Annotated in this window: 5 protein-coding genes; 3 read left to right on the top strand and 2 right to left on the bottom strand. The window is 68.7% G+C overall.

Going from position 1 to position 14,680, the window contains the following annotated elements; genetic code table 11:
* Positions 1–2: 2 nt before the first annotated feature.
* On the bottom strand, positions 3–1,550 hold the full coding sequence (locus HW532_RS09925) for an acetolactate synthase large subunit (protein ID WP_213164213.1): 1,548 nt from the start codon (positions 1,548–1,550) through the stop codon (positions 3–5).
* Positions 1,551–2,283: 733 nt separating this feature from the next.
* On the opposite strand from HW532_RS09925, the gene HW532_RS09920 reads away from it, so the two are divergent.
* From HW532_RS09920 to HW532_RS09910, 3 genes are all read left to right on the top strand, one after another.
* On the top strand, positions 2,284–2,979 hold the full coding sequence (locus tag HW532_RS09920) for a GntR family transcriptional regulator (protein WP_213164212.1): 696 nt from the start codon (positions 2,284–2,286) through the stop codon (positions 2,977–2,979).
* Positions 2,980–3,161: 182 nt separating this feature from the next.
* Entirely contained in the window at positions 3,162–8,006 is a 4,845-nt protein-coding gene (locus tag HW532_RS09915) for a DUF4781 domain-containing protein (RefSeq protein WP_213164211.1), read from the top strand.
* A gap of 148 nt (positions 8,007–8,154) precedes the next feature.
* Positions 8,155–13,854: an SH3 domain-containing protein gene (locus tag HW532_RS09910; protein ID WP_213164210.1), complete on the top strand. Its 5,700-nt coding sequence runs from the start codon at positions 8,155–8,157 to the stop codon at positions 13,852–13,854.
* Positions 13,855–13,872: 18 nt separating this feature from the next.
* Here HW532_RS09910 and sctT read toward each other — a convergent pair whose 3' ends face one another.
* The gene (gene sctT / locus HW532_RS09905; RefSeq protein WP_213164209.1) at positions 13,873–14,679 is read right to left on the bottom strand and encodes a type III secretion system export apparatus subunit SctT; all 807 of its coding nucleotides are present in this window, start codon (positions 14,677–14,679) and stop codon (positions 13,873–13,875) included.
* Position 14,680: the final 1 nt, after the last annotated feature.

Raw genomic sequence — 14,680 nt, 5'->3', positions numbered from 1 at the left:
CGTCACAGGACGGCCTCGATCAGGTGCGGCCCGGCTTCGCCATGGGCGCGGCGCAGGGCGGCCTCCAGCCCCGCCACGTTATCGACCCGCTCCGCCGGGACGCCATGGCCCTCCGCGAGCTTCACCCAGTCGGGGGCCGGATCGTCGAGGCTCATCAGCGGCATGGTCTCCCCGGTGGGATCGCCGGCGCCGATCTTGGACATCTCGTTGGCGAGGATCCGGTAGGTGCGGTTCGCCAGGATCACGGCGGTCACATTGAGCCTCGAGCGCGCCATCGTCCACAGGCTCTGCAGGGTATAGAGGGCGGAGCCGTCGCCGGTGAGGCACATCACGTCCCGGTCCGGGCAGGCGACCGCCGCGCCGACGGCGACGGGCATGGAATAGCCTATGGAGCCGCCGCGATTGTTGAGCCAGTCATGGGGCACGCCCTCACCGCAATAGGGGAACAGGTGCGCGCCGCTGGTGATCGATTCGTCGGCCACGATGGCGTTGGCCGGCAGGGTCCGCGCGACCGTCGCGGCCAGCGTTTCCGGCGTGATCGCCGCGGCCGGATCGGCGGCCGGGACCGGGGCGGGTCGGTATTCGGCCGTTTCGGCTCCGAGTTCCGCAGCGAGCGCTTCCAGCGCGGCCTCCAGGTCCGACAGGGCGGGGCTCAGCGCGATGGTTTCGGTGCCCTCGGGCAGGATCTCGCTCGACCGGCCGGGATAGGCGAAGAAGGCGACCGGCGCGCGCGAGCCGGCGAGGACGGCCCGCTTCACGCCGCTTAGCGCCTCCGTGGCGAGGTCGACATGGAACGGGATCCGCTTGATGGGCGGGGTGCCGCCGCCGCGCTGCATGCGCGCCACCGCCGCCTCGGCCATGACCATGCAGCCGGTATGCTGCGAGATGGCGTATGCGAGGGCTGAGGCGCGCGCGGTGATGAACGGCGCGCCGATCAGGAGCAGCGAGCCCTCGCCCTGGCGCAGGGCGGCGGCGGCCGGCGCGACGGCGTCCGCGTCATGGGTGGGGCGCGGGTCGGGCTCGACCGTCGCCTTGTTCATGTTGCATTCGCCCCAGGCGACATCGTTGGGGACGACAATCGTGCCGACCCGTGCGGTGCCTCCCGAAATCGCCTCCAGGAGCGACGCGGTGTCGGCGGCGACCGTTCCGGGCGAGGTCGCGGTGACGACACGGTCGCTGACGGTCGCGGCCATGCCTTCGATATTGGCGGCAAGCGGCGCGTTGAGGCTGAGGTGATAGGTGGCGTGCTCGCCGATGACGTTGACGACCGGCGTCGCGGCCTTGCGGGCATTGTGTAGGTTGGCCATTCCGTTGGCGAGGCCGGGGCCGAGATGGAGGAGCGTCATGGCGGGCTTTCCGGCCATGCGGGCATATCCGTCGGCCGCGCCGGTGGCCACGCCCTCGAAGACGCACAGATGCGTCGACATGCGCGCCTCGCGCCCGATTGCGGCGAGCAGATGCATCTCCGTCGTGCCCGGATTGGCAAAACAGGTGTCCACACCGTGATCTGCCAGTGTCGTGACCAGAAGGTCGGCACCATTGGTTGTCATGATTGTCTTCGCTTCGCTGGAGGGTGGCCCGTACGGGGCCTTTTGGAGACCGACAGCGTCGCCAAGCCGCCGGACGGTGTCAACAACAATGCGCGAGGGCCGATCGGGCGCCGCGGCCCGGCCCGGCATCGTACTTTCGTCGAATTCGCACGGCGTGGGGAGAGGGGTACGCTGACTATCCGTATGCCCCGTGGCGCGTACTCTCTTCGCCCCTTCGCACATGTGGTCGAAAAAGCGCCATGGTTTGGTCGCAAAGTCGGCATCTGCGAGCATTCGTTGCGCCGTCGCAGTGGCGACAGGATCGCGATTTCGCCGCGAAGGGTGCCGTCTCGGCGGCTTCAAGCGGCGGCCTGTCCTGTCGGACATGCGTGACCGGATGCCGCGAAGTCGGTTGTGTGGTTGTGTAACGTTGTGCGCTCCGGGCCTTCGGGCCGGCTGGAGCCTGATCGGGGGTGCATCGGCAGATCGCGCGGAGGCGCGGGGCTCCTTGAAGCAATCGCTGCCCGATGCCGGAGATGGAGACGCCACGCATGGAGTTGGCAGTTCGCAAGACGGCCGCCCGCATGGCCGCCCCGTCCCGCCGCAGAGCCCGCCGGAACCGGGCGCGGTTCGAGAGGCGGCCCCCGGACCTCGGGTAAGCGACATACCAGGTCCTGTTTCGGACAGTACAAGCAGCCAGCAGCGCCTGCGGCCGGGGAAGACGGCAAATGCGGGTGCGTCGAGGAACCATGCCATGTCTGCAAGAGAAACCATCCTGCGAAAGACGCTCCACGAGGAGCTTGCCGCGCTGTTGCGCAACATGATCGTCGAGGGCGAGCTTCGGCCGGGCGAGCGCATCCCGGAGCAGGCGCTTTGCGAGCGCTTCGGCGTCTCGCGCACGCCGCTGCGCGAGGCGCTCATGGTGCTGTCGGCGGAGAAGCTCGTCCATCTGTCGCCGAATCGCGGGGCAAGCGTCGTGCGCATCACCTGTGACGATGTCAGCGAGATCTTCCCGCTCATGGCGACGCTGGAGGGCTATGCCGGAGAGCTGGCCTGCGAGCGTATCGAGAGTGCGGGCCTGGACCGTCTCCGCCTGCTCGTCGATGAGCTTTCCGACCGTCATCGGGCGGCCGACGTGCAGGGCTATGTCGAGTTCTGCCGGCGCATCGCGGAGGCGGTGATGGAGGAATCGCGCAATGCGACCCTCAGCCATCAGTATCAGGTGCTGCTGGTCCGCGTGCACAACATCTATATGCGCAGCCTCGAGGTGATGGTCGAGCGTATGCCGGAGCACTGGCAGGCTGCGCTCGACGGGCGCCAGGCGATGCTCGAGGCGCTGGAGAACCGCGACGGTCCGACCTATGCGCGTCTGGCGCGCAACTATGTCTGCTATCAGGTGGAGACGGTGCGCGAGGCGCTCAAGGCGCATGAGCCCGAATTGTCGTCATAGGCTGTCAGGTGCTGGAGGGCGGACCGCCGTGCGTCGCAGGCGATGATGTATCGTGTATAAACGCGATTGTATATTTTATAAAACACCTCGTATGCTTGAATAAATCTCGGATCTAGAGAAATAATACTGTTGTCATACGCTCTTTAAGAGGATCGATCAGGATCGACCGGAGGCATTGAGCGATGTTGATAGCAGGCGGCGGTGGCGGTTCTGTGTCGCCGCAATATCCGACAGAGACGACCCCTCCTCCCCAGGAGACCGGGCCGGTCATCGATCCGTCCGACCGGAAACATTATCAAGCCTCTCAGGGCATCGCCGAAACCGGGCTCGACCAGTCGGCGGGCGATCTGCAGGACGCCGAGAACGAACTCGCCCAACTGCGGGAGGACGGCGCGTCGGACAGCGAGATCGCCGAGCAGCTCCAGGTCGTCGTCGATCTGCGCGAGGAGGTCGGCGACGCGGCGGAGCAAGCCGTCTCCCTGGAGATGGATCTCGAGAACGATCCCGATCAGCGGGTCTCGGCGGGCGAGAACAAGACCTCCGACCTCGCCGCGGATGTGCCGGAGGCCGCGAAGCCCTATGTCATCGATGGCGGCCAGCGCGCCATCGTGGCGAAGACCGCCCCGCCGCCGACGCAGGAGGATCCGACCGTCTGCACCGCGACGCCGGGGCTTGAGGACACTCCGTTGAGCGATGAACCGCCGCCGCTGACCGTCGACAGCGACGTGGAGGAGGCGGTGCGCCCCGTCGTGGAGGAGGCGGAGGGGCAGTCGGGCGAGGACGCCGAGATGACGGCGGCCGCCGGCAACCAGATCCTGTGGTCGGAACAGGCCGGTCAGAACGAGGACATTGCCGAGGCCCTGGAACAGAACGCGACGGATGCGCTCGCGACCTACGGCGAGAACTCCACGCAATACCAGTTGGCCCGGGCGCGGGCGGACGCCGCCTGGGCCCGCACGGAGGCGGCCGACTGGCAGGCCGCGCAATCCGGGACGCAGCTCGTCGTCGACCAGCTCGGCGAGGATGGCGGCTCGGCCACCTGGTCGGCACAGGCGAATATCAACGAGGCGCTGGCCCCGCTCGGGCTCGAATGGACGCCGCCGGAGGCCACGGGCACGCTGGAGGATGCGCAGGAGCGCCTGGAGACGATCGAGGGGATCGCGACAGGGGCCAATCAGGCCGCCAACGGGCGCACCATGGCCAGCCACGAGCTGGATCAGTGGGTCGACGGCCTGCCCGCGCTCGCGGAGCTGCAGCAGACCGTGGATGCCCACGGCCAGCCCCAGTACGTCGATCCCGAAACCCATGACGGTCTGGCGGAGCGCTTCGACGAGGAGGCGGAGACGGCCGATCTCGCCATCGCGCAGGCACAGAGCGACACCCACCTCGCCCAGGCCAATGTCTACACCACGCAGGCCGACCTGGCGGTTCTCGACGTGCGCACGGACAGCGCGCAGCTCACCCTCGACCATACCGAGGAGGGAAGCGAGGCCCACGAGGCGGCCGAGACCATGCTCGACCAGGCGGAAGAGCTGCGGCCGACTGCGGAGAGCAATCTGGAGATCGCCACGGCGCAGCGCAATCTCGCGGTCGCCAAGGCGGATTTCGCCGAGCTCCAGCGCCAGCGGGTCGATATCGAGCGCGGCGCCGCGATGGACCAGCGCGAGCGCCTGCCGCATCTCTTCGAGCTCGACTATGTCGATGGCGGCGGCGACTATCACGGCGACCTGCGCGGCATCGAGTTCGAGGTGAGGGACGGTCAGCTCTATCAGGTCAACGACTACGAAAACGGCGAGATGGACTACCAGCTCACCTGGGAGGATCCCGATATTCTCAGGGACGACGCGACCGAGGCGCGCCAGCGCTCGCAGGACTGGGCGACGCTCTATCCGGAGTATCGCGCCGCGGAGACCGCCGTCCTGCAGGCCGAGAGCGCGCTCGACGGACGGCGGATCGATCAGCTCGATACCGAGATCGCGCGGCTGGAGGAAGATTATCGTGCCGCCGTCAGGGATCACGGCGAGGGTGCCACGGAGCCGCCGGACAATATCGACGACCTGCCGGAGGACGAGGCGCCGGTGGAGGTGGACGGGCGCTGGGTGCACCCCGACGTGGCCGCGGCCGATGCGGCGCTCGACGCCGCGCGCGACCGGCGCGACCAGGTGGGGCTGCATCTCGATTATGTGGATTTCATGCTCTCCCAGCCGGTCGAGGCGCGCGAGGATCCGGAGGAGCTCGAGGCGCTCTATTACACGGAGAACGAGGAGCGCCTGCAGCAGACCTTCAATTCCTATGGAGACAACGAGGCCTTTGGCAGCCCGCGCACCCTCACCGTCGGCAACGAACTCGACGGAGCCATCGCGGGCACGCTGGGTGCGGCCTCCGGCCAGGATGGGGCCATCGCGCCGATCTCGGAGGAGATCCGCTCGGTCACCGGCACGACGGAGGGCGATACGGTCGAGGTGACGGCGATACCGCTCGTCTATGTGGACTCCGAGGTCGGCCGGCAGGATTCCGCGCTGTTCCGCGTGCAGGGCGAGGATGGCACGGAGTATCTGGTCGACGACACGGGCAGCCGCTACACCAGCCTGGAAGACTACCAGAACCACAACTATCTCGCCGAGAGCGGCACCATCTACCTTCCCGACGATCTCACCATGACCCGCAACGGGGATGGCGATATCGCCTTCAATTCCCATCAGGCGCACGTCAAGACGTTCCAGGAGCGCTATGTGGACCCGGTCATGACCGGTGTGGCGACGGTCGCGACGATTGCCTCATTCACGCCGCTCGCGCCGGTCGCGGTGCCGATCGCCGTGGGGTCGGGGACCTATGTCGGCGCGGTCCGCCCGGTCCAGCGGCTGTCCGACATGAACAGCCATGGCCGCTCCATCCTCAGCGAGGAGGGGGCGTGGGAGATGGCGACCGTGGCGACCGCCGTCCTGCCGATGGCGGCCAGCGCGACACGCTTCGTCGGGCTCGCGCGCACGGGCGGACTGACCGCGATGCAGGCGGCGCGCGGCAGCATCGGCGCGCTGCGCTGGAGCGATGCCTCGATTGGCCGCTTCCAGCTTCAGGCCACATCCTTCGCGCCCCGGATCAACCAGGCGCTGGCCACCGATAACGGGTTCCTCGCGACCGCGCGGGGGCTCGACGTGACGGCCATGGGGATCGGCGCGCCGCTGGTGGGCAAGACCGGATGGGACCTCGCCGTCCACTGGGAGGATATGTCGGGCTTCGACCGGCTGAATACCGTCATGAGCTTCGCCACCGGCGTCTACGGCACGGGCATGGGCTATCTCGGCTGGCGGGCGACGTCCAATGCGCGCAACACCGCAGGCCCCGTGCGGACCTTCAGCGGCAGCGAGGTGCGCGCGCTGACGGGCGACGATTTCGCCACGATGAGCGTTGCGGAATGGCGGGCGATCAAGCCCTCCCATCTCGCTCAGGTGAAGCGGGATACGATGGCAACGATCCCGGAAATCCTGTTCGCCAACCTGACCTACGACCAGACCGCCGCGCTGAGACCCTCACAGATGCGCGGGCTGGGCGAGGCCCAGCTCCAGGCGATCAGGCCGGCGAACATGCCGGCCATTCCGCCGGGACGGCTCACCTATCTCACCCCCGACCAGGTGGCCGCCTTCACCCGGCGCCAGCTCAAGGCGCTCACGCCCGACCAGGTGCGCAAGTTCACGCCGGACCAGATGGCGCGGCACACGGCGTGGGAGCTCAGCGGGTTCAGCGTGGCCCAGAAGGCGGCGCTGAGGCCGATCCAGACGTCGAAACTGTCGACCTTCCAGTCCTTCTCCCTGAGGGCCGGCCGGTGGATGTCTCCCCGCCTGACGATCGACGCGCCGGTTCTGACGGGAACCACTCTTTTGATGCTGATCCCGGACAATCCGGTCTGGAGCGGTATCGGCGCTGCCGCGTCCGGGCTTCGCGGCCTCAGCATGGCGGTCGACGCCTGGAAGGTGCCGGCGACGGACAGCCGTCTCGGCCGCGGTTTGCGCCTCCTCAATCTGGGAACATTTATTCCGAACATCGCCCAGGGGACACGCGGCATCCTGAGCAGCGCGGCCAGCGGCACGGGCACCTTCCTCGGCCAGACCGGCGGCGTGATGTCCCAGATGGGCAACTATGCCTATGCCCGCAAGGCCGGGTTGACCTCGCTGACCGGGCGCGCGGCCTTTCCCCTGACCGACAAGGTGGCGCTCCCGCTCTATACCTTCGGCAGCGCGTTCTACACGGCGGAGGCGTTCCCCAGCATTGCCGGCACCGCGGCCGGTTCGCTGTTCACCATCGGCTCGGGTTATCTGGGCTGGCGTGCCCTGTGGGGACCGTACAAGCCGCAAGCCCCGGCCGGCGCGAGCACGCCCCTGCGCGAACGCATCACGCTCGGTGTCGCGTTCGGCGGCGGTCTGGCGCTGTTCAGCGCCATGGGCTTTGCCGACGTCTTTGCCAGCGAGACGAAGCAGGTGGAAACGGGTGGCGGGTCGGGCGACGATGGCAAGTCCGGGGACGACAGCGACGCCTCCCAGGGCGATGAGCAGGGTGCTCCCGGCGCGCCGCAATGGCCGGACAGTTTCGATGGGCTCGACGATCCGTCGGACCTGCCGCTCCTTGTGCAGGACGGGGAGCGGACGCTCGCCGGGGCGGATCCGTCCGATTTCGCGTCGGCCCTCAGGGTGCTCCAGCCGGGCGAGCCTGTCGAACTGGTCTGGCTGGGCGATGGCCGCGGTTTCGAATGGCGGGGCGTGGATGGGCCGAATGCCGAGGCTTTCGGTTCCACCGATCCGACCGGGCGTGTGAATGCGGATCTCGAGAACGAAGGCTATCCGTGGGTCGTCGTCGTGCCGGGCGATACGATCAGGCGCATCGCGACGAGCCGCAACGCCGATGTCGTGGAGACGGTCATGCTGAACATGGACCATATCCTCCAGCCCGATATCATCTATCCGGGGGACCGGATCTACCTGCCGGAGAGCGCTACCGACCGCTCTCACGGGCGTCCCTTCTCGTATGCCTGAGCAAAGGCGGCGATTTATACAATAATAAATACAATATTCAACGTCTTTAATGGCGTTTATTCTTTGACGTTCACAGAAGCTTCATCGGCCTGTCATCGCCCCATGCTTCCAGTTTCTGTCCTGGACCCATGTGGAAGCGAGGACAGAAATGCTGATCGGGGGCGGCGGTTTCCATTTGCCCGTGCGGACCGAGACGAGCACGGAGCCGCCCGCTCCGCCGCCACCGCCACCGCCGCAGGAAGATGAGGAGGCGGCGCCGGTTCAGCCGGTTTCGCATGACACCGAGGCACCCGCACCGGCACAGCCGGCCGATACGCAGGGCGAGGCCGCAGAGCGCCTCGAGGAAGCCCAGGCCGCCGTCGAGGCATATCGCGAGGATCCGTCGGAGGAGAACGAGGAGGCCGCCGGCCTGGCGCTCGGCCGGCTGCGCGAGGCCGCAGAGCACGAGATGCGCGGGGCGGCCGAGGGGGCGGACGATGCGGAGGCCGCGCTTGGCGACAAGCACGACGAGCTCGTCGAGCGCTATACCGAAGCCGGACTCGACGAGACGCTTGCTACCGCGGTGCTCGACGACGGCGACCAGACCGCGGTCGAGCGCGTGCTTGGCGAGTCGCCCCAGACGCGGGCAAGCGAGCAGGCCGGCTACGAGTTCCGTCTGGCCTGCGAGGATCTCGTCGCGCTGGAGGAGGACGATGCCGCCTCCGAAGCGGACCTCACGGCGGCGCGCGAACGCGTGGTGGAGCAATATGAGGCCTTCCGGGAGGCGCTCGGGCATGAGCTCGATATGGAGCTCGCCACGCGCCATCGCGACAATCCGGACGCCGGCGCGGAGGCGCTCGGCCAGTACGAGGCGGTGACATCGGGCGACGGCGAGGTGACGGAGTTCACCGACGCCGAACTCGAGGCCGCGCTTTCGGCGCTGGAGGCGAACCACCCCGGGCTCGACCTTTCCGGCACGCTGGAGCCTCTGGGCACCGAGCGCGAGATTGCCCGCGCGCTCGACGACATCAACCCCAACGATCCCTCGCTCACCGACGCCGAGCGCGAGCTCGCACGGGAGGATCCGGTGACGCTGGCCGTCCTTCAGGTGGCGGGCGTCACGCTCGATCCGGGCGACCGGTCGCAGCCTGTGGAGATGCGCACGCTGATGGACACAGATCCCATCGGCTATGCCCTGGTCCAGCTCTCCGGCGTGGATGTCGATCCGGACAATCCCGAGCTGAGCGCTGAGGAGCAGGCGCTCGCCGAGGAAAGCGCGGTCGGCTTCGCGCTGACCAGTGTGGCGCAGGACAATCCGGAGGCCTATGCCCGCATCCAGCACCTGCTGGCCGGTATGGCGGAGGTGCGCCTCGACTACACGACGACCCGCCTTGACGAGCTGATGGCGGGCAACCCGTCGCAGGAGAACGAGGCGGCGGCGCTGGAGGTTCTCACCGCCAATCTCGACGTCACGACCTCCAGGGCGGAGCGCGAGCGGCTGTTCGAGGAGGCCGGCCTTCCCCATTTCAGCCAGACATATTTCGAGGGGAGGCTCGCCGAGGTGACCGGCGAGCCCGACGAGGACGATATCGCCGCGCAGAACGATCCGACGCTCAATGCCGACAAGGCCGGCAGCTACATGTTGAGCATGTCCGAACACGCCCCTCCGGAAGTCGCCAATCTTCTGCTCGACGCCATGACGTCGGAGTTCGGCGAGGGCTGGTACGACCGCGCGGGCGGCAATGCCACGGGGCTTCCGGGCGACTGGCACAGTTTCGCCGCGGGATTGACCGCCACGGTGGAGCTCGCCGACCAGCCGGTCTTCGGAGAACGGCTCAATGGCGAGGCCGGCCGGGCGGAGGAGATCGCGGAGTGGCTCGCCGACGATTCGCTCTATGACGGCCAGAGCGCGACCCTGGTGCATGAGCTGCGCGGCGCCAGCACGGGCTATGGCTTCGAGAGCATCCGCTCCGCCATGTCCGACGGACACGGCACGCGGCTGGCCGATGCGCTGGAAGGGGTGATCGCAGGGTCTTCCGATCTCGACCACTTCTCCGACGATTTCTCCTTCATCGTCGAGCTCGGCCGCGAGGAGGCCGCCGAGCATGCCGGCAACGAGCAGGCCGAACGCGATCTCGCCATATGGCGAGAGGACCCGGAGCGGTTCCTCGAGCCGCGCTTCGAGGACCTGCTGGCGGATCCGGACGCGCTCGCGACGCAGGAGCTGGAGGCCGGGTCGGAGCTGCGCAACTTCATCGGCGATGCCCTGGGCCTCACCCCCGACAATCCGGAGGCCGGCGATACGGGCGACCGCTACACCGAAGACCATCCCGGCCGCGAGACCATCGACGCGATCGCCGACCAGATCACCGATGTGGGCGGCGACAGCGTCACCGTCCGGCTGATCCCGATGCTCTATGTCTCCGATGCGGAGGGCGTGCGCGCGGCCGCGCTCTTCGCGGTGACCGACAATGAGGGCGAGGACTATCTCGTCGACGACCGCCCGGTCGGCGACAAGGCGAGCCGGTACGACGATATCGGCGACTTCCAGGAGGACAACGACCTCGCCGACGACGGCCGGCTCTATATCCCCGAGCCGGTGCTGGAGACCCTGAGGGAAGACGACGACGATTTCGACATCGTCGACACCAAGGCGGGCTATCCGGCCATCGACGCCCATGTGCGCACCTGGCGCGACTATGCGGAGACGGGCGCCGATATCGGTGTCGCGGTGGGCAGCATCGCGGTGACGGCGGCGACCGGCGGGTCGGCGGCGCCCTGGGCGATCGGCGCGGTCATGGCCTGGGGTGCCTATCGCACCGGCGAGCAGCTCTACGATCTGCGCGACCGCGGCCTGTCCATCAGCCCCGGCAACAACCAGCAGGCCTTCAACGCCTGGGCCGGCCTTGCCGCCACGGTTGCCGGCGCGGGCGCCTATGGATCGGCCCGGCTGGCGGTCGCGCGGCTTGCCGCCAATGGCGGCGTGGCGACGCCCATGACCCGCGCGCTGGAGGCGACGCGGCTGATGGGCGGTACGGCCAGCATCGGGCTCGGCGGCTATCTCATGACCAACGAGGCCGCGACCCTCGCCATGCATGGCGGAGACATGTCCGTCTTCGATCTTGCCTCGTCGACGCTGCTTCTCACCCTCGGAGCCGCCGACATGGCGGCAGGCGCGGTGGCGCAGCGCGTGGCACGCAACGGACCGCCTCTCGATACCGCCCCGCTTCGCGCGGCCGCGGACGATCCGGGCCGCGTTCCGCCGCCGGCGCGATGGCAGGCGGCGGCGCCGGACCTGCGTCTCGGCGGACAGATCCGGCTGCGCTGGAACACCAATCCGTTCGAGACGGACGCACCCCAGCGCACCGGCCGCAACGGGGAGGGGGAGGGCAACGGCTCCGACGGCTCCGACGGGCCGTCCATCGTCACCGATCCGACCGTGGCCTCGATCGGCTTCGCCTTCGGCACCAAGTCCAATTACAACCGTATCTGGCGGGCCGGGGCGGAAAGCATCAGAAGTCACAGCATGGGCCCGATCCGCGACGCGGTCGGACAGGAGGCGATCCTGTCGAAGAGGCCGAGCGAATACGACAATATCGGCCTGTCGGACATGGGGCTCTTTCCGTTCAAGAACCAGGGCGGCGGCCAGTTCAGGGCGCCGGCGTTGTTCGAGGCGGGCGTGCAGACCGCGTTCCGCGACACGCCGGAGACGCCCTTCGCCGTCAATCCGCAGTCGGCGCGCGTCCTCGGCGAGGCCGCCGATGGCGACGGCACGGTGGTCGAGCTGACCTACAGCCTTGGCCTGAGGGAAGGGCGCACATACGACGTGCTGCCGGAGGGACGGCGCGAGTTCTTCGGCGCGAACGAGAACAGGGCCGGCTATGTGGAGCTGCCCGCGCCGGTGACCTACACGAAGCTGCTCGCGGAGCTGAAGGCCAAGCTGCCGACCATCCTGTCGAGCCAGATGCCGGGCTTCCGGCTCGGCATGGAACGGCGCCAGGAGGCGGCCTTCAAGGCGACCCTGCCGGAGGGCGCCATCGTGTCGCGCGAATTCTTCGAGGCCAACCAGTCCATGCTCGGGCGGGCCCGGGTGAGGATGCAGTTCGTGGTCGCCGATCCGGCCGATGCCGCGCGGCTCGCCTCCGGCACGCCGTCCATGGCCGATATCCGGGCCATGGCCAATGACGGCGCCATCGATCCCGGCCGGATCGTCTCCTACCTGCCGGGCCTGCGCAGCGGGCTGCGCCTGTCGGCGATCCCGGGCAAGCCGGCGGAGCAGGTCATCACCGATCTCACCGGCCGGTCGCGCCGTGTCTGGGCACCGGAGCAGTCGGTGCTCGACGTGCTCTTCAACCAGACCTACCGGATCGGCGAGCGGGCGCTGTTCAATCCGGACACCATACGCAACCGCCTGCCGAGCTGGGCCAATTTCGGGCTCAGGCAGGCGGGCTCCATGCCTGGCACCGGCAATTTCTACGAGACCATATTCGGCCGCAAGGCCGCCTTTGCCTCCGCGACGGCGCGCTATACCCTCTCGCTCGCCACGCCGCCCATCGGGATCGGCGTGCCCTTCGCGAAGACCCTGCAGCTTCCGTTCTCCGTGAGCTTCGAGCTGAGGGGCCAGTACAAGCGCAATGCGGGCGAGACCGCGCCTGCCGTCAACCGCATGAGCTGGGCGCGCCTGACGGCGACCGGCGAGGACGGGCTGCCGCTCGAGATCACGGTGCCCAGCTGGCTCGACACGGCCATCGGCTGGCCGCGCGAGACATCGTCCGTGCTCGTGCCCAAGGGCGCGCGGGCCTCCATGGAGAGCTATCTCGGCGAGCTTCAGGCGCAGGCGACGCCGGTCCAGCGCGACGGCATCGAGACGTTCCGCCGCGAGGTGCTGCCCCGGATCGAGGACCAGACCTTCCTGCCGCGCGAGACGCTCGACGAGATCGCGGTGTTCCTCGACGGCCAGACCCGGCCCGCGAGCCATCTGCCGCGGCCGGAGTTCTCCTATCTCGCCGGCAACCGGCTGCAGGGTCCGCTGGAGCGCTGGTACGCCGACCGCGGGGCCGAGGCCGCGCCGGCGGGCGGCACTCCGCTGCCGCGCTGGAATGCCGAACGCGGTCGGCTCGCAAGCGACAGGCCGGAGCGCGAACCGGGGGCGTCCGGGACATTCCGTACCGGCGACACGGACGAGACCGGCGGTGGCCGGCTGTCGCATCCCGGGCGTTGGATCGCCGCGGCGGGCCTCGTGGCCGCCGGCAGCCTTCTCCTCACCGGGGACCGGCCCTCGCAGGAGACGGCGGCGCCCGACCCCGGCGATACCGGGGCGCCCGAGCCAGACGAGCCGGACGAGTCCGCGCCGACACCGGGGGACCCGGGCACGGAACCGCCCGACGAGCCGGTGGAGGAGGAGCCTGGGCCTCAGCTTGTCGTTCTCCCCTCCGACGGGCTCAACCTGCGTTCGCAGCCCGCCGCCGATGCGCCGGCCTCGACCGTGCTGCGGCCCGGCTCCCTCGTGGAGGAGACGGGGGAGCGCGCGCGCGACGCGGCGGGCAATGAGTGGGTGCCGGTGAGCGGTTACGGCACGGATGGCGAGATCCACGAGGGATGGGTTCTCTCGACCCTTGTAGACCCCCATCCCGACGGGGCCATGGGCGAGGCCGGGCGCATCAATCCGGCGCTCGAGGGCGCGGGGCTCGACTCGGTGATCGTGGATGCCGGCGACACGATCCGGCTGATCGCCACGACGAACGAGCGCGACGTGGTGGAGACGGTCATGCTCAACATGGACCACATCCTGGATCCCGACATCGTCTTCCCCGGCGACACCGTCTATCTCCCCGAGCCGGATCCGGCAGCCACGATCCAGGTGGGCTAGATCCGCGTCTGAGGCGTTCTAGTCGGGGCTCACCGCCCGGAGCCTGGTGCCGGCCTCGCGCAGGACGGCGAGGTCCTCGCCCATATAGAAGACGAGGAAGGCGGCATAGAGCACGAGCACGAGGCAGAAGACGAGGCTCTTGATGCCGAGCGACAGGGCGAAGATGTTGAAATGCGGTGCCGCGCGCGCGAGCGCGGCGAGCACCAGGTCCGACAGCAGGAAGCTGACGATCAGCGGGAAGACGAGGGTCATGGCCATGACCAGGACGCGGTCGAGCAGGCCGATCAGGAGATCGGCGGCCTCCGCGCTGAATACCGGCGTCACGCGCAGGGGCGGCCACAGCCCGTAGCTGTCATAGACGGCGCCGAGAACGAGGCCGAGACCGCCGGCCGCGAAGAACAGCGCCAGCATGACGATGGCGAACAGCGTGCCGGTGATGCTGGTCTGCTGGGCCATGGAGGGGTCGATGAGCATGCCCGCCGTGGCGCCGCGCTGCAGGTCCAGAATGTCGCCGGCCGCCTCCGCCGCCCAGAAGGGCACGCCGAGCACCAGTCCGAGCACGATGCCGACCGCGAACTCCTTCATCAGGAGGAAGGCCGTGGTCGCGACCGTCGGGTCGGCATCGGCCAGCGTCGCGACCATCATGGGCACGAGCGGCAGGGTGAGCGCGAGCGCCACGCCGCCGCGCAGCAGCCCGGTGAGCCCGAGCCGGGTGAAGACCGGCATGATGACCATCAGCCCCGTCATTCGCGCAAGGGCGAGCGCGGCCGCGATGATGTAGACGTAGAAATCGCCGACGGAGGAGAGGAGCTGCGTGACGGTCATG

The sequence above is a fragment of the Kaustia mangrovi genome, assembly GCF_015482775.1.
GTDB classification, from domain to species: domain Bacteria; phylum Pseudomonadota; class Alphaproteobacteria; order Rhizobiales; family Im1; genus Kaustia; species Kaustia mangrovi.
Note: the sequence above shows the minus strand (reverse complement) of the source record. Positions and strands in the feature narration are given on the sequence as shown.

What these genes read in the sequence shown, in the direction of transcription:
- HW532_RS09925 (WP_213164213.1), bottom strand. Translation starts at nt 1,550, where the DNA reads ATGACAACCAATGGTGCCGACCTTCTGGTCACGACACTGGCAGATCAC.
- HW532_RS09920 (WP_213164212.1), top strand. Translation starts at nt 2,284, where the DNA reads ATGTCTGCAAGAGAAACCATCCTGCGAAAGACGCTCCACGAGGAGCTT.
- HW532_RS09915 (WP_213164211.1), top strand. Translation starts at nt 3,162, where the DNA reads ATGTTGATAGCAGGCGGCGGTGGCGGTTCTGTGTCGCCGCAATATCCG.
- HW532_RS09910 (WP_213164210.1), top strand. Translation starts at nt 8,155, where the DNA reads ATGCTGATCGGGGGCGGCGGTTTCCATTTGCCCGTGCGGACCGAGACG.
- sctT (WP_213164209.1), bottom strand. Translation starts at nt 14,679, where the DNA reads ATGACCGTCACGCAGCTCCTCTCCTCCGTCGGCGATTTCTACGTCTAC.